Raw genomic sequence first — 15,432 nt, forward strand, 5'->3', positions numbered from 1 at the left:
AGAATCCGGGCGCCTGGCGCCCCCGTCAGCTTGCCGGTGCGTTCAGCGTACTGTCCGCGCGCAGCGTTTCGATGGCGAGGTCCAGGAAGGCGCGGACCTTGCGCGTGGCATGGCGGCCTTCCCGGTGGATCACGTTGATGGGCAGGGGCGGCGGCTCCAAGTCGGCCAGCACGATGCGCAGCGAGCCGTCGCGCAGCTGCCTGGCCACCTGGTACGACAGCAACCGCACGACGCCAAAGCCGGACACGGCGGCGGCAATTGCGGAGTCACTGGTGGTGGTGGTCAGGCGCGGCTGCAGCCGGGTGACCACGGGCGTGCCGTCGCGGTTGAAGCGCCACTCCGCCGTGTTGCTGGCGCCACTGGGCAGGATGGTCGCATGGCCGGCGAGGTCGTCCGGGGTTTGCGGCGCGCCGTGGCTGGCCAGGTAGGACGGCGCCGCGCACACCACGCGCCGCACCTGGCCCACGCGCACGGCTTGCAGCGACGAATCCGGCAGCGACCCGATGCGGATGCCCACGTCGATGCCTTCATCGACCAGGTTCACGATCCGGTCCAGGAACAGGCAGGTCGCGTCGACTTCCGGGTAGCGGTTCAGGTATTCGGTGACGATCGGCATCACGTAGGCGGCGCCAAACAGCACCGAAGCCGTGATGGCAAGCTGGCCGCGCGGCGCCGCGTGCGCGCCCGTCGCCGCCAGTTCGGCTTCGTCGATCTCGCTCAGCAGGCGGCGGCAGTTCTCGAAGTAAGCCGCGCCGGTGTCGGTCATGCGGACCAGCCGCGTGGTACGGGTCAGCAGGCGCACGCCCAGGTGCGTTTCCAGCTCGTTGACGATGCGGCTGACCACCGATAGCGAGATATCCAGCTTGCGCGCGGCGGCGGTGAAGCCGCCTGCCTCCACCACGGTGACGAAGGTCTTCATGGCCTGCAGTCGATCCACGCCCGCTCTCCCGGCCCGTGCGGGCACTTGATGATGTGGCCGAGTATATAAGGACCGGTACGACGCCGTGCGGGGGGCGGCACATCGACGCGCCGGCCCATAAAAAAAGCCATTCCGAAGAATGGCCTTTTACACCCCGCGACATCCACACCACGTTGCTCCTGCCCCATTGGCTCTATGGCCTGTGTGGGCAATGCTGGAGTCACGCTGCGAAGACCGGCAAGCAAGTCGTTCCAGGCGGCAAAGCCGCTTGTGGCCCAGCTTTCGGATTTAATAACTTATGCGCTGCAACTTGTCACGCGACGGATGATACGTACTAGCGTTGGGGCATCGTATGGGGAAAAGCCCCTATTTTCCCTCGCTGTTCTCGCGCTCATTTGCGCCGCGGTGTGCTTCGTGGGGCATGTATCACGCCGGGCGCGCGCCCAGCCCATGGCTTTACCCGAAGATGCGCGCTTCGCCCGCCGTGTCGTGGCGCGTTGGCGCGCGTTCGCGGAGCTGGCGCTCCAGTTCGGAGATGCGATGGTCGACACGGGTCCGCTTGCGGTTGCGCCGGATGGCAAGTGCCGTGCACAGCACTGCCATAAGGATGCAGCCGAGCTGGGCGAGCTGTATCGGGTCGTATTGCATAGGAATTCCTGGGCATCGTCGCGCGCGGTGGCGCAATCTGGCGCGCGGCCAGTGACAGTCGGCCGCCAGTGAAATAACGGCAGCGGCGGGAGAATTTTAAGGCATAGCCTGCACTGGGTGCGCCAGGCAGTCGCCATCCGCCATTCGTTCGCCGGGCGCAACGCCTGGTGCGCTAGCCCACCTTCGAATCACCTCGCCGCGGGTAGGCTCCATACGTCGCGGACAGGTCTGACCCACTTGCCCGTGCTTTGCGCCTCGCCTATCCCCCGGTGGGCGAGGCGTCTTTCTGCGCCGGCAGGGTCGTGTCGACGGGTTTCGGTCCAGCCCCAAGGCGGAACGATGTGTTCCCGGGCCCCCCCTGCGCGGCATGCATGCCGGCGCTGTTCTTTTTTCGGGGCAGCACGCTTGCTGCGGAATGAAGCGGACCGTAGCTAGCTCAAGCAGGCTCAGGCAGGTTCAAGCAGATGGTAGTCTTTCGATTTTGGAGTCGCGCGCGCAATGCTTGCCAGATCGGATTTTCTCTCCGTGGTTGCCAACACCCCGCTGGTCTCGATCGACCTGCTTGTCACCGATGTGCAAGGCCGGGTGTTGCTTGGCCGGCGCCGTAACCGGCCGGCCCAAGGGTCGTGGTTCGTGCCGGGCGGGCGCATCCGCAAGGACGAGAGCCTGGATGCCGCGTTCCGGCGCATCGTGGCGGACGAACTTGGCCTCACCGGGGTCGAGCGCGGCGATGCCGCGCCGCGCGGTGTGTTCGAACATCACTATCCGGACAACTTCGCCGCAGAGCCCGGCATCTCCACGCACTACGTGGTGCTTGCCTATGCGTGGACCATGCCCGGCGGCGCGCCGCTCGGGCAACCTGACCAGCACAGCGAGTATTGCTGGATGACGCCGGCCGAGCTGCTGGCGCATGGCGAGGTGCACGAGAACACAAGGGCATATTTCCGCTGACCGGGGCCGGCTGCAAGACGGCCCCGGTGCTTCGCGCCGGGATGGCGTCGGCCAGGGTCAGGCGGCCAGCGGAATCAAGCGCGCATCGCTCTCGGTTTCCGCTTCGTGCTGTGCTTCGGTTTGGAGCCCGGGCGTCGAGATTGCCGCTTGCGCCAGCCGGTCGTTGCCCTGGGCCAGGGCTTGCGCGACGATGGCGCATTCGGTGCGCAGGTACTGCGCGAACGGTGCGCTGACTTCAGCATGGCGCAGCGCGAACTCCACGGTGGCCTTCAGGTAGCCCAGCTTGCTGCCGCAATCGAAGCGGCGTCCCTCATAGCGGTAGGCAAGCGCCTGTTCGCGCGCCAGCAGCGCCTGGATGGCGTCCGTGAGCTGTAACTCGCCGCCGGCGCCCGGCTTGAGCGCGTTGAGGAATTCGAAGATGCTGGGCATCAGCACGTAACGCCCCACCACCCCAAGATTGGACGGTGCCACTTCCGGCGCGGGCTTCTCCACGATGCCGGACATCTTGAAGAGGCGGTCGTCCCAAGGCTTGCCGTCGATCACGCCATAGGAGCGTGAATCCTGCGGCTGGATCTCCTCCACGCCGATGACGGAGCTGTGATAGTGGTCGAACACCTCGATCATCTGCTTGAGCACAGGCGTGCGCGCGTCGAGCAGGTCGTCGGCCAGTATCACGGCGAAGGGCTCGTCCCCGATCAGCTTGCTGGCGCAGCGCACCGCGTGGCCCAGTCCCAGGGGCTCTGCCTGCCGCACATAGAAGCAATCGACGTGGGCCGGCTTGATGCTGCGCACCAGGTCCAGCAATTGCTGCTTGCCGCGCGCCATCAGTTCGGCCTCGACCTCGTAGGACTTGTCGAAGTGATCCTCGATGGCGCGCTTGCTGCGCCCCGTCACAAAGATCAGCTCGGTAATGCCCGCGGCCATCGCTTCTTCCACGGCGTACTGGATCAGTGGCTTGTCGACCACCGGCAACATCTCTTTCGGGCTGGCCTTGGTGGCCGGCAGAAATCGCGTGCCGAGGCCGGCCACCGGGAATACGGCTTTCCTGATCTTGAGCATGAAACTACCCCCGTCGTCTGGTTTGAAAGGCTTGGCGTCTTGCCGGTCGGTTGCCTTGGCGCGCGCGGCTCCTGCCGCATGGCATGGTCCCGGAGCCAGCCGTGGCGAAGCCAGCGTATCGCTGCGCAGCGCGCGCTATCTGCCAACAGTTCGCTGTATTCCGACAGCGCATGCATCGCGCCGCCCTGGCCTCGCGCGAGGGGCATACATTGTGGCCAATGGGAGGCGCCAACAGGAAGGCGCCAACAGGGAAGCCGGCAGCGCCATAGAAGGTGATCGATGAGGGTGATCGATGAAGGTGATCGAAGGCGAGCTCAGCGGCGCGCTCGCCCGCACGCCAACGCAAGCAGATGGAAACACGATGAACTGGTACCGGATCACAGACCTCGGCGATGCCGCGGTGACGCTGCCGCTGGCGCTGACCACCGGCCTGTGGCTGCTGCAAAGCACCGGGTGGCGGGTGGCGCTGCGCTGGGCCCTGTGCCTGGCGGCGGCCGCGGCGCTGGTGCTGGCCAGCAAGCTGCTGCACACCGGCTGCGGCACGGTGCTGGAGCGCTTCGACATGCGCGTGATCAGCGGCCACGCGATGCTCTCGTCGGCGGTGTGGTCCGTGTTCCTTGGCTCGCTGTTGCGCAGCTTCCGGGCCTCGTGGCGCCAGGCCGGCTTCGTGCTCGGCGTGATGCTGGCGGCCTTGATCTGCTTTAGCCGCGTGCGCCTGGGCGCCCATACACCGGCCGAGGTCATCGCCGGGTGGCTTCTGGGCGGCGCCGTCGCGTTCTGGGTGCTGCGCGCCTGCCAGGGCGCACCGAAGCGGCTGGGCAAATGCCTGATCGCTGGCGTTGCCCTGCTCGGGCTCTGTACGGTGGCTTACGGACGCCATGCGCCATTCCAGCAGATCATCTGGCACTACTCGCCGTATTACGCCCCGGTGATTTGCTACTAGTGCCGCCGGTGCGCCGCCTGTTCCCGGCGCGCACTGGCCACGGGCTTCGTCCGATAAACACTAAATCCTGGCGGCCAGAGCCAGGGGCGTGTGGGTAAACTTCTATCCGGCGTGCTCACCACCGTGGTGCGCCAGGCTTCGTTCGGCCCGGACCCTGCCAGCTACGCCGGAGGGCTCACTCAACCCCGCCGCGGCAGGTCTTGCAGGCCGCGCGTCTCACATGCCTTGCGTTGCGGCCTTGCTCTGGCTGGCCGCGCCAGGGGCATCGCGAATAAAACGCCTCGGCCAGAGGCTGCACGAGCAAGGCGCGTCCAGCGCCCGCCATTTTTCCATTCATTCGGGGGCCTACGGGGTCCCTGCGTTACTGCGTTACTGCGTTACTGTTGCGCCCGCGTTGACCCGACGCAGGCCAAACGATGGGGAAGCCATGTCGACGCTTACCAGCCCGAACCCGGCCCCGGCTGCGGGGAGCCCTTGGATACGTGTTGCCTTGCAGCGCGCCGGCATCCTGTTGCTGCTGTTGCTGCTGTTGTTTGCCATCGCGGGTTGCGGCGGCGACCGCAGCGGCGACGCTACCAGCGCAACCCCCGCGGCAACCCTGCAGCCAGCGGACGTCACCTGGACGCTGTGCGCCTCGGAATACCAGACCTGCGCCTTCACCGGCACCCACCAGGTCAAGTACGGCACCGATACGCAGTACGTCATCAAGACCTTCACCGGCGGCACCAGTTGCGACAACGGCGTGTTCGGCGACCCCGCATCCGGGTTTGCCAAGAGTTGCTGGTACGACTCCGGCACGAGCGGCTCGACGACGCCCCCCGCCACCAGCACCTGGGTTGCCTGCAGCTCGGAAAACGGCTTCTGCAGCTTTTCCGGCACACGCCAGGTCCGCTACGGGACCGCTACGCAATACGTCACCCTGACCTTCACCAATGGCGTGGCCTGCAACAACGGCGTGTTCGGCGATCCCGCACCCGGCTTCGGCAAGACGTGTTCGTACGAGGACACCGGTACCACCACGCCCACCACGCCCACGACACCCACCACCCCGACCACGCCAGTGACGCCGACGGGCAGCGGCACGCTCAGTTGCACCGCGCCTGCCGGCAGCGTCGCCGCGGCGGGCGGCGGCGATGCTATCGAGATGGATACCCCGGGCGGCGACGGCACGCGGATGTTCGCCTCGGGCAGTACCTTCCAGGTGAGCGTGACCACCCGCGCCGGCAGCGCGGATACGGTGAACTGGCAGATCTCCGACACCTGGAACAAGGTGCGCGCCAGCGGCCAGTTTCCGGTCGCCGCCGGTGCGATCGTGTCGACGCTGAACTGCACGTCCACGCTGTCAGGCTACTTCGCCGGGTCGGCAAGCCTGGCCTCCGGCGCAGGCTCGCTGCTCGCACGCGGCACCCGGCCCAGCGGTATTGCGACCTTCGGTGTACTGCCCGACGTTTCTTCGGTGCTCCCAGCGGTCAGCTACGCCAGCCAGGACCTGCACCGCTTCGGCGGGCAAGGCGCGGCCTACCTGCTGCCCGGGCAAGGCTGCTGCGATGGCGACGGCTATCGTCCGCTCTATCCCGCGCTGGGCCTGTCGTGGGCCAACGACAACCGCAACTGGTACGTGGAAGAACCCAACGGCCCCAATACGTTCAATCCCGCGGTGGACCACCTCGCCTCGTACTTCAAGCCCGGCGACCTGATGCGGCTGATCCAGCTCGACGGCATTCCCGCCTGGGCGAGTCCCACCGGCGTGGCCACCCACAGCTACGCGCCGCAATCCTTGCCCGCTTACCAGGACTACATGACCCGGGTGGGGCAAGAGTCGAACACGGTGCGGACCCGGTATTTCCCCGCGCAATCGGCCAACTACTATCAGGTCACCTGGGAACCCGACTATAACGGCGGCCTGCCGTGGCTGGATACCGATGCCAACTTCACCGCGATGTACAAGGCCACCTTCCAGGGCGTCCACAGCACCGACCCGAGCGCGGTGATCATGGGCACCACCAACGCCATGGTGCGCGAGAACACCGTCTGGCTGAACCGGCTGGCGCCGCTGGGTTTTGCCCAGTATCTCGACGGCGTGACGGCGCACGGCTACTACGACGTAGGCACTTCGCCCTCGCATCCGCCAGAGCGCCTGGTCGGCAACAGCGATCCCTCCAACGCCGCCAACGCGCTGCCGGCCGCCATGCGCGAATTGCGCCATGCCGTCGCGACCCTGCTCAAGCGCGGCGCGCGGCTGTTCGTCACCGAGACTGGCATCAGCTACGACCTTGGCACCGCTTATGGCCCGAACTACCCGACGCAGAACGTCCTGTACGCACATGGCGCAGTGGTCGCCCGCACGCACCTGATCCTGCTAGGAGAGGGCGCGGACGTGACTTATATGTTCTACGCCACGGACATCCCCACCGACGCTGCCGGCTACGGCTTGTTCTTCGACCTGGTCAATCCGCAAGGCACCTACGGCCCCGCCAAGATCAGCCCGAAGCCCGCCGCGCTGGCAGTAGCGGCGATGACCCGGCTCATCGACGGCACCAATACGCTGGGGCCGCTCAATGGGCTGCCGTTCGGCGTCTATGGCTATGCATTCCAGCGGCTCAACAATGGCAGCGTGGTGACGGCATTGTGGGCGCACAACAATGCCAACTGGAGCGCGGCTACGGGGTTCAGCGCGACGTATAACGTTGCCTATAGCCTGCAGGTGGATGCGCCCGGGTCCAGCGGGCAGGTGACGGTGGTCGACATGATGGGGAATGCGGCGTCCGTGGCCTACGCGAATGGACAGGTTGCACTGGCTCTGACGGAGACGCCGGTTTATGTGATATCCACCAATGCTTCCGTGGCGCAGGGGAATGTGACGGCGCCGGAGGGGTATGTGGGGAGGTAGGAGGCATGGGAGGCCGCTCTTGCCAGGGCATCCGGCCGTCGGCGCAGGTGATCGTGGCTGGGGGGCTTGGGGGAGCTAGCTGCTGTCGCGGACCCGCGCCAGCGGCCCGCATTCACCGCAATCACTTATCCTCAGGCGCGGCAAACAGCGAAGTCACATTCTTGGTCAGCACCAGCAACGTTGCGGTTTCGGCCAACGCCTGCTCCTTGCGCCTCAACTCCCTCTCCAACTCCCGAATCCGCTTCTGATCCTGCTCATGCCGCCTGCGCACCGCGCCAATCCCGCGGTTGTCCGCCAGCGCCGCCGCGGCGCTTTGCCGCCAGCATTCCAGCTCGGTCGGGTCGATCGCATTCTCGCGGCACCAGGCGGTCTTCTGCAACTCGCCCATGGCGCCGGTGGCAAGCACGGCATCCAGGCGCGCTTCGCCGGCGCCGGGCGGGTTAGCCAGGGGTGGGGCGAGGGCCACCGCGCGCCAGCGCTCCAGCGCCGCCGGCGATATCCCCATCTCGGCGGACACCTGCGCAACGCTGGCGTTCTCGGGAGGCAGCATCCGCGCAACGGCGCGTTCCTTGAAGGACTGTGTATATCTAGCCACTGTGATTCACCTTGATTCCTCAGTTGCCGCTCGGTTGCTGTCCTTCCTCCCCCGGGGCAAGGCCATGGCCTGGGGTGTTGGCAGTCGGTAACTCGAGTCCCGCGCGGCACGTGGCTTACGCCCGCGGGGACGGCGTCGGGTCAGCTCACGCGGCGTGCTGCTCGGCCGGCTGTGCGGCAGGTGTGCCGCGGCGGCGGGCCGGGAACAGCGCATCGCGAATGCGCAGGAAGGGGAACTCGATCGCGCGCGTGGCGGCATAGCCGGCGATGATCGCAACGGCAAACTGCAGCGCAAGGGCGAGTCCCCAGGCCACCATGACGGGGATGCCGAACGTGCTTGCCTTGCGAATAAACACGTCGCCCGGGGCCAGCGCCACGGAGTGCCACAGATAGATGCCGTAGGAATACACGCCGATCCACGCCACCGCGCGGTATAGCCTGGCGCCGCGTATCGCCCCGGAGTATTCGAGCACCAGCACGATCAGCGCGGCAAAGCCGATGGCCTGGATGGTGTAGCCGATGCTCTCCTCGAGCACCAGGTTGCGCTGCAGGAATACCAGCCAGACGACCGTGCCTGCCACCACGGCCAGCAGCAGCAGCTTTTGCCCGGCGATGCGGCGGTACAGTTCCGGTTTCATCCAATAGACCGTGGCCAGCATGACGCCGACGAGCAGGCTGTCGATGCGATATTGCGTGTAGGCGGAGGCTGCTTCCAGCTCGCCACTGGCGAGCGCGGCGCAGCGCGCGGCCAGCACCACCACGCACAAGGTGCCCAGGGTCCACAGGATGGTGTTGGCGCGCACGCGCAGGCGGGCGAACAGCAGCACCAGCGCGGGCAGGAACAGGTAAAAGTGTTCTTCCACGGCAAGGCTCCAGGTCTGCGCAATGGAGGAGCCGAGGTAGTTCTGCATGTGCGTGAGATTCTGGTACAGGAAGGTGCTGGTCGGGTGGCGGCCGGCCAGCACATGGAACAGGATCAGGGCGTAGTAGGCGGGCCAGATCTTGAAGATGCGGCGGATGATAAAGCGCCGCGCATCCACGCTGCCGCTCTGCGCGTACTGGCGCAGCAACAGCCCCCCGACCAGGAAGCCACTCAGCGTGAAGAACAGGTTGACCCCTTCGCGCCCAAAGTTCTTGAGCGGATACTCGACCAGGGCGACCCACTGGCTGCCGGTGCTGACCGTGTGGAAGTGCATTCCCATCACGGCAATGATCGCCAGCCCGCGAACGAAATCGAGTTCGATGGACCGGCTGGTCGGATTGACGTCGCGGCTTGCCTGGTAGTCCATGCTGTTCTCCTTATAGGGTGCCGGACGGGGTTGTGATGGCGGCGTGGCCAGCCGGGTCGAATCGCTTGCGGATGAACCGGCACGGATTGCCGCCGTAGATGCCTTCGGCCTCGAGCGAGTGATGCACCACCGAGAGCGGCGTGACCACCGCCGAGCGGCCGATGGTGATGCCTTTCTGGATGACGCACTTGGACGTGATCCACACACCGTCCTCGATCACGATCGGCGCGACATGCAAGTCCATGTTGCTGTCCAGGTCGTGCGAGCCCGCCGTCAGGAAGCTGCCTTGCGAGATGCAGACGTTGGAGCCGATGCGGACGCTGGCCTGGTTGTAGATCCATACGTCCACGCCGAACCAGCAGCCATCACCCACTTCCAGGTTCCAGGGCGACTTGACGCGCAGCGGGTGAACCAGCCGGCAGTGCTGGCCGATACGCGCACCGAACAGGCGCAGCAGGGCGACGCGCAGCCCGGAGAACGGATTCAGCTTATTGTTGATGATGCCGGCTTCGACCAGGAACCACGCCGCCTCGACCAGCAGGCTGCGCCGGCGCACGTAGTTGCCCTTGCCGGCGCGGGTGAGGTCGATGACGCGATGTCCCGGTGTGCTGGCGAGGCTTGCATCGCGGTTGCCTTCGCGGCTGCTTTCACGATTGGCCTCGCGGCTACTGTCACGGCCAGCCCCGCGTGGATCGCCGACCACATCGAGACAATCGGCATAAGCTTCGGTATCCATGTTCCGCCTCTCACTGGGTGGCCCCGCGGCGCTCTCGGCAATGCTGGGCATCGCCGCGCGGAAGAATCCATCGTATTGCGCGCTGCATCCTGCATCCTGCATTCGCGGGAACGCGAATTCATTCATTACGTTCCTGTCGGGAAAATTATCGAACGTGAAAACGCGGCTGGCCGGCAATTTGGCGCGATTGGCCTTTCGCAAGGGGCGTTTTGGCGGCTCCGCACTACGCCGGGCGCGCAACGCGGCATGGCCGCGAGGTCAGGCGCCGATCTTGCCCTTGCCAAGCATGTCGGCGTTGCCGCGCGTGCCCGCCGGAAAGAGCGCGTCGCGCAACCGCAGGAAAGGCAGTTCAACGGCACGGGTGGTCAGGTAGCCCACCGCGATCGCAATGGCGAACTGCATGACGAGCGCCAGCACCCAGACCATCGCCGGGGGCAGCCCATGTGCCAAAGCCTCATGAATGATCAGGGCGCCGGGCGTGCGCGCCACCGTATGCCACAGATAGATGCCATAGGAATACACGCCTATCCAGGCGATGGCCCGGTACGCGACGCTGTCGCGCAGGCGGCCTGAATGCTCCAGCACCAGCACGATCAGGGCGATGAAGCCGATGGACTGGATGGTGAAGCCGATGCTCTCCTCGACCACGATATCGGCCTGGCAGAACAACAGCCATACCAGCAGTCCCGCCACGGCGGCGGCCAGCCAGCCGCGCCGTGCCGCCAGCTTGTGGTAGAGGCCGGGCTTCAGCCAGTACAGGACTGCCAGCATCACGCCAAACAGCATGCTGTCGACGCGATACTGCGTGTACACATAGGCGCCCCGGAGGTCGCCGCCGGCGACGGCCGCGCTGCGGGCCAGCAAGACCAGCACGCACGCCGTCGCCAGCAGCCATAGCAACCGTCCCGGCGTCAGCCGCCAGCGCGCGCACAGCAGCAGTGCAATCGGCAGCAGCAGGTAGAAGTGTTCTTCCACCGCCAGGCTCCAGGTCTGCGCGATGGAGCTGCCAAGATAGTTCTGCAGATGCGTCGCGTTCTGCAGCAAGAAGGTGCTGCGCGCATGATGGCCGGCCAGGGCGTGGACCAGGATCAGCAGGTAGTAGGCCGGCCAGATCTTGAAGATCCTGCGAATGAAGAAGCGCCACGTGTCCACGGTGCCGGTCTGCGCGTACTGCCGCAGCAGCAACCCGCCCACCAGGAATCCGCTGAGCGTGAAAAACAGCGTGACGGCTTCCCGCCCAAAATTCTTCAGGGGATATTCAAGCAGCCAGATCAGGCGGCTGCCGGTGTCGACGGTATGGAAGTGAATGCCCATGACGGCGATGATGGCAAGGCCCCTGACGAAATCCAGTTCGACGAAGCGGCTGTGGGAACGCGCGTCTGCGGTGCGATGCATGCAAAGGGCCTCCTGCCGGTGCGTTTGCGCACGGCGTGCTGTCGACCCTGGGTGATATGGATTCGTGGCCATGGCGTTGCCATGGCTGCGCGGGCAGCGGCACCCCGTACGGGTGCGGCTTGTATCGGAAGCGAGCGTCAGGCAGCCGCGCGGCGCAGGGTCTGCTTGAATTCGCTCAAGGTATGCCGGGCCAGCAGGTGGGCCCTGGCGGCTGCGGCCGGCGGCGCGGCTGCCGCCACGGGCCAGGAGAGCTGGTCCAGCGCGCGCTGGATGGCGGGGCCGGACAGGTCTTCCAGCACCGGCCCGAGTTCCTGCCCCTGGCAGAACCAGCCGATCAGGCCGTCGGTGGTGGCGATCACGGGCTTGCCAAAGCGGTAGGCCTGCACCAGTACGCCGCTCATGCCGTAGTGGCCCTTGTAGCCGAGCCAGACGGCGTCGCAGGCGGAGAACAGGTCGGCCTCTTCCTCGTTGGTGATGAAGCGGTCGAAGATCACGGGCGGCGGCGACAGCGTGGGCGCGGCCGCCTGCAGGAACGCGCGCGTCTGCGGGTCTTGCTGGCCGGCCACCACCAGCGTGGGCGCGCGTGGGTGGCCGGCCAGCGCCGTGACCAGCTCGCAAATGCCCTTGCGTTCCGTGACCGCGCCGTACACCAGCAGGTAGGTGCCGGCGCTGTGCCCCGGGCCTTGGCCCAACCCCAGGCCCAGCCGCAGCCTGGCGGCAGCGGGATCGGCCGGGAGCGCGTCGGGGCAGGGATCGGCCAGGTAGGCGAGGGCGGTGCGGCCGTTGCCGCGTGGGTACCACTGCGGCAACGTCGGGTCGATCGACAGCAGCGTCTTCATGCCGCCGGACTCGACGGCGCGCCGGAACAACCACGTCTTGATCGCGTTCACCAGCGGCTGGTGCGGGGACTTCACGCCCACCTTGCTGTGATGGAAGTTTGCGCGCATCGTAATGCCGACCCATGGCACCTTGGCGAATGGCGAGCCAAGCAGCGGGAGCACGTAGAGGAAGTAGTCGGCATAGGGCACCAGCACCAGCGAGATGTCGCGCAGGCCGGCGGCGACCTGGAAGGCATGGCGGAAAGTGCGCCAGAAACGCACATAGCTGAGCTTGCCGAGGCCGCTGCCTACCGCGGGCGGTGGCTGCGTAAAGACGATACTGGCGACGATGCCGGCGGCGGGATCCTGCGCGGCCAGCATGCGCTGGGCGAGCGGATGCGCCTGGTTGCCGGGGTCGGTGACCACCAGGCAGTGGTAGCCGGCTTCCGTGTAGGCCTGCACCGCCCATTCGACGTAGCGCCACCGGTGGCCGGTGAAATCGTGCTCGATGATCAGTGCGGTCGGCTCGGACATCGCGTCTCCAGGCACGGTGGGGCGAGCCCGGTGTGCTGCAGGTTGCGGATGTTGCCACACTAACACCGCCGTCTTTGCGCCGGCCGCCAATTTGCGGGCCGGCTTGGCGGATAAAGGCGGGGCCCGATTGCGCAAGCCCACCCGGGCGCTGCGCGCAAGTGACGGATTAACGCTAGGCGATGGCGATTCCTGTTGCCGCGCCTACGGTAAGTTGTGCTTCATGGCTGGCGCGCGGCGCCGGCCGGGCCGGCACGGATGCCCGTGCTGGCCGCGCCGGTGCCTGGCTTCGGCGCTCAACCCATGGTGAGGCAATATGGCCAGGTCCCTGAGGAATGCCTTCTTCCTGCCGTTGACCGGCCTGCATGCCAGTTCGGCCGCGTGGGTGCTGGGGCAGCAGGTGCTGGTGCGGGGGCTGGTGGCCATCAAGTTCCTCATGGTCGGGCGCATCCTCGGCCCGTCCGCGGTCGGGATCGCCGCCGTGGCGCTGCTGGCCGTGGCGATTGCCGAGGCGCTCAGCGATACCGGCTTGCCCCAGGCGGTGGTGCAGGACAAGCAAACGCCCACCCCCGACCAGCTCAGTGCGCTCTGGACCGCGCTGACGTGCCGGGGCGCGGGGGTGGCACTGCTGCTGGTCGCGCTGGCGCCGCTGCTGGAGGCGCAGTTCCACCTCGCGGGCTCCTTGCTGCTGCTGCAGCTGGCCGCCGCCCTGCCGCTGATCCGCGGCCTGGCCTCGCCGGCCTATTTTGTGGTGACGCGCGACCGGGGCTTCCAGCACATTGCCGGGATCGAGGTGGCGGCCGCCGGCACTGACTGCGGCGTCAGCCTGGCGTGCGCCGTCGCGGGCGCGGGCGCCATGTCCATCCTGATCGGGTTGCTCGCTGGCGAATCCGTCAAGACCGCGCTCACCTGGCTGAGCATGCGCCCGCGGCCGCCTCTGCGCCTCAAGTGGGCCGGCATCGGCCATTACGTGGGTTTCAGCCGCTGGATCTGGGCGGGCAGCGTGGTCAACCTGCTGCTCAACCAGTTCGACAAGGTCATCGTTGGCAAGCTGCTCGGCCCGGCCCAGCTGGGCGCCTACCAGATGTCGTCCAAGTTCGCGCAGATGCTGCTCGCCGATGCGGGCATCGCGATCTCGCAGTACCTGTTTCCCACCTTTGCCGCTCGTTTCCGCAAGCAGGATGGCTCCGATGCGGTGCTGCTGCGCCGCTTCGTGGTGGTCGGCGGCCTGGGGCTGGCGATCGTGGTGGTGGTGCTGCGGCTGGTGGCGCAGCCGCTGTTCCTGCTGGTGCTGGGGCCGGCCTGGCTCGGCGCGGTGCCGTTGTTCCGCATCTTCACCATCAACATGGCAATTGGCGGGCTGATTGCCGTGCTGGTCGCCTACCTGCGCGCCGTGGGCATTCCCAAGGCTGCCACGCATGCCTCGGTGCTCCAGGTCTGCGTATTGCTGGCCACGGTGCCGCCTGCCACCCGTTACTGGGGTGCGCAGGGCATTGCCTGGTCGATGACGGCGGGCCTGGCGGTCGCGGCGGCATGGATGCTCTACCAGATCCTGAAAATGAGGAGGGTGTGATGCGGATTCTCCATCTTGTGCTGGCACCGCGCCTTTCAGGCGCGGAGATGCTGGCGAAAGACCTGGCCATCTACCAGCAGGCCCACGGCGACACGGTCTGCGTGTCGGCCCTGATGCCGCAGCAGGATGACTTCGCGGCGCTGCGCGCGCAGCTCGATGCGGCTGGCGTGCTGTGCCTGTTTCCGGACCAGCCCCAGCGCCTGCCGGGCCGGCTCTGGCACCTGCGCGGCGTGCTGCGCGACTACCAGCCGGACATCATCTTCGCGCATGCCACCATCCCGGCCTTCTACGCGCGGGCCTTGCCGTCGCGGGTGCCGGTGGTCTACGTGATGCACTCCGCCGCCAACGATTTCGAGAGCACCATGTTCCGCTACGTCGAGCGGATGCTGTCCGCGCGCGCCCGCGCGGTGATCGGGGTGTCGCAGGGGAATCTGCGCGATTACATCAACTCGGTGGGCACGCACCCGTTGATGGCGGTGATTCCCAATGGCGTGGACACCCGGCGCTTCTTTGTGCGGCCCGCGGGCCAGCGCGAGGCGGCGTCGCGGCTCGTCATCCAGGTGGGCCGCTATGCGGCGATCAAGAACCAGCTGCATACCGTGCTGGCGTTTCGCGAGGCGCTCAAGAGCGTGCCGAACGCGCGGCTGGAGATGTATGGCGTGATCGAGGATCCCGATTACTACGTCAAGGTCTGCGCACTGGTGGAAGAACTGGGCCTGGCCGGCAAGGTGCGGGTCAACGGGCCGCAGACCAATATCCCGGAGCTGCTGGCGGGCGCAGCCGTGTTTGCCATGCCGTCCGCGTCGGAGGCGCACAGCATTGCCTTTCTCGAAGCATTGGCCACGGGGATGCCGGTCGTGGCGAGCGGCATCCCCGCTTTTGCATTCGCACGCGACTTCGCCGGCGTGCAACTGCTGGACACCGGCGACGCCGCCGCCTATGGCGCGGCGCTGACCGTGGCGCTGGCGCAGCCACGGGTTGCGCGCTCGCTCGATGGCTTGACGCTCAAGGACACGGCCGACCAGTACCGCGCGCTGGCGCGCAGGCTGATCAGCATGGCGTGACGGCTGCCCTCGGGCGCCTGGC

At 66.8% G+C, this 15,432-nt stretch carries 13 protein-coding genes; 5 read left to right on the forward strand and 8 right to left on the reverse strand.

The annotated features are described in order from the left end of the window. Positions 1 to 25: 25 nt before the first annotated feature. Together AC1Q7Q_RS23060 and AC1Q7Q_RS23065 are read right to left on the reverse strand one after the other, a co-directional pair. Positions 26 to 937, reverse strand: a complete 912-nt coding sequence (locus AC1Q7Q_RS23060) for a LysR family transcriptional regulator (protein WP_492371829.1) — start codon at positions 935 to 937, stop codon at positions 26 to 28. A gap of 438 nt (positions 938 to 1,375) precedes the next feature. Further along, the gene (locus AC1Q7Q_RS23065; protein ID WP_492371828.1) at positions 1,376 to 1,567 is read right to left on the reverse strand and encodes a hypothetical protein; all 192 of its coding nucleotides are present in this window, start codon (positions 1,565 to 1,567) and stop codon (positions 1,376 to 1,378) included. Positions 1,568 to 2,065: 498 nt separating this feature from the next. Here AC1Q7Q_RS23065 and AC1Q7Q_RS23070 point away from each other — a divergent pair, with 498 nt between their 5' ends. Further along, complete coding sequence (locus AC1Q7Q_RS23070) at positions 2,066 to 2,518, forward strand: GDP-mannose mannosyl hydrolase (protein WP_492371827.1); 453 nt, start codon at positions 2,066 to 2,068, stop codon at positions 2,516 to 2,518. Positions 2,519 to 2,575: 57 nt separating this feature from the next. On the opposite strand, the gene galU is transcribed toward AC1Q7Q_RS23070, so the two are convergent. Beyond that, a complete protein-coding gene (gene galU, locus AC1Q7Q_RS23075) occupies positions 2,576 to 3,577 on the reverse strand; it encodes a UTP--glucose-1-phosphate uridylyltransferase GalU (protein ID WP_492371826.1) in 1,002 nt (333 codons plus the stop codon). Between the two features lie 292 nt (positions 3,578 to 3,869). On the opposite strand from galU, the gene AC1Q7Q_RS23080 reads away from it, so the two are divergent. Then, on the forward strand, positions 3,870 to 4,520 hold the full coding sequence (locus AC1Q7Q_RS23080; protein ID WP_492371825.1) for a phosphatase PAP2 family protein: 651 nt from the start codon (positions 3,870 to 3,872) through the stop codon (positions 4,518 to 4,520). A 427-nt stretch (positions 4,521 to 4,947) separates the two neighbouring features. After that, positions 4,948 to 7,410, forward strand: a complete 2,463-nt coding sequence (locus AC1Q7Q_RS23085; RefSeq protein WP_492371824.1) for a hypothetical protein — start codon at positions 4,948 to 4,950, stop codon at positions 7,408 to 7,410. A 121-nt stretch (positions 7,411 to 7,531) separates the two neighbouring features. On the opposite strand, the gene AC1Q7Q_RS23090 is transcribed toward AC1Q7Q_RS23085, so the two are convergent. From AC1Q7Q_RS23090 to AC1Q7Q_RS23110, 5 genes are all read right to left on the reverse strand, one after another. Beyond that, positions 7,532 to 8,005 carry a transposase gene (locus AC1Q7Q_RS23090; protein WP_492371823.1) on the reverse strand — a complete coding sequence of 158 codons (474 nt, stop codon included), beginning with the start codon at positions 8,003 to 8,005 and terminating at the stop codon, positions 7,532 to 7,534. A 145-nt stretch (positions 8,006 to 8,150) separates the two neighbouring features. Then, on the reverse strand, positions 8,151 to 9,293 hold the full coding sequence (locus tag AC1Q7Q_RS23095) for an acyltransferase family protein (protein WP_492371822.1): 1,143 nt from the start codon (positions 9,291 to 9,293) through the stop codon (positions 8,151 to 8,153). 10 nt (positions 9,294 to 9,303) lie between these two features. Next, positions 9,304 to 10,029 (reverse strand): DapH/DapD/GlmU-related protein, encoded by a 726-nt coding sequence (locus tag AC1Q7Q_RS23100; protein ID WP_492371821.1) that lies wholly within the window; start codon positions 10,027 to 10,029, stop codon positions 9,304 to 9,306. Between the two features lie 258 nt (positions 10,030 to 10,287). Continuing rightward, positions 10,288 to 11,424: an acyltransferase family protein gene (locus AC1Q7Q_RS23105; RefSeq protein WP_492371820.1), complete on the reverse strand. Its 1,137-nt coding sequence runs from the start codon at positions 11,422 to 11,424 to the stop codon at positions 10,288 to 10,290. Positions 11,425 to 11,561: 137 nt separating this feature from the next. Continuing rightward, positions 11,562 to 12,776: a glycosyltransferase gene (locus tag AC1Q7Q_RS23110; protein WP_492371819.1), complete on the reverse strand. Its 1,215-nt coding sequence runs from the start codon at positions 12,774 to 12,776 to the stop codon at positions 11,562 to 11,564. 313 nt (positions 12,777 to 13,089) lie between these two features. On the opposite strand from AC1Q7Q_RS23110, the gene AC1Q7Q_RS23115 reads away from it, so the two are divergent. Then, complete coding sequence (locus AC1Q7Q_RS23115) at positions 13,090 to 14,346, forward strand: oligosaccharide flippase family protein (protein ID WP_492371818.1); 1,257 nt, start codon at positions 13,090 to 13,092, stop codon at positions 14,344 to 14,346. Continuing rightward, positions 14,346 to 15,410, forward strand: coding sequence for a glycosyltransferase family 4 protein (locus AC1Q7Q_RS23120; RefSeq protein ID WP_492387219.1), 1,065 nt, complete (start codon positions 14,346 to 14,348; stop codon positions 15,408 to 15,410). The genes AC1Q7Q_RS23115 and AC1Q7Q_RS23120 overlap by 1 nt, the downstream gene beginning before the upstream one ends. The last annotated feature ends 22 nt before the right edge of the window (positions 15,411 to 15,432 follow it).

This window comes from Cupriavidus sp. GW823-FHT07A04 (assembly GCF_058794615.1).

Excerpts from the sequence above, each read along its gene's own strand:
- AC1Q7Q_RS23095 (WP_492371822.1), bottom strand. The coding sequence starts at position 9,293 with ATGGACTACCAGGCAAGCCGCGACGTCAATCCGACCAGCCGGTCCATC.
- AC1Q7Q_RS23070 (WP_492371827.1), top strand. The coding sequence starts at position 2,066 with ATGCTTGCCAGATCGGATTTTCTCTCCGTGGTTGCCAACACCCCGCTG.
- AC1Q7Q_RS23085 (WP_492371824.1), top strand. The coding sequence starts at position 4,948 with ATGTCGACGCTTACCAGCCCGAACCCGGCCCCGGCTGCGGGGAGCCCT.
- AC1Q7Q_RS23105 (WP_492371820.1), bottom strand. The coding sequence starts at position 11,424 with ATGCATCGCACCGCAGACGCGCGTTCCCACAGCCGCTTCGTCGAACTG.
- AC1Q7Q_RS23120 (WP_492387219.1), top strand. The coding sequence starts at position 14,346 with ATGCGGATTCTCCATCTTGTGCTGGCACCGCGCCTTTCAGGCGCGGAG.
- AC1Q7Q_RS23100 (WP_492371821.1), bottom strand. The coding sequence starts at position 10,029 with ATGGATACCGAAGCTTATGCCGATTGTCTCGATGTGGTCGGCGATCCA.
- AC1Q7Q_RS23065 (WP_492371828.1), bottom strand. The coding sequence starts at position 1,567 with ATGCAATACGACCCGATACAGCTCGCCCAGCTCGGCTGCATCCTTATG.
- AC1Q7Q_RS23115 (WP_492371818.1), top strand. The coding sequence starts at position 13,090 with ATGGCCAGGTCCCTGAGGAATGCCTTCTTCCTGCCGTTGACCGGCCTG.
- AC1Q7Q_RS23080 (WP_492371825.1), top strand. The coding sequence starts at position 3,870 with ATGAAGGTGATCGAAGGCGAGCTCAGCGGCGCGCTCGCCCGCACGCCA.
- galU (WP_492371826.1), bottom strand. The coding sequence starts at position 3,577 with ATGCTCAAGATCAGGAAAGCCGTATTCCCGGTGGCCGGCCTCGGCACG.
- AC1Q7Q_RS23110 (WP_492371819.1), bottom strand. The coding sequence starts at position 12,776 with ATGTCCGAGCCGACCGCACTGATCATCGAGCACGATTTCACCGGCCAC.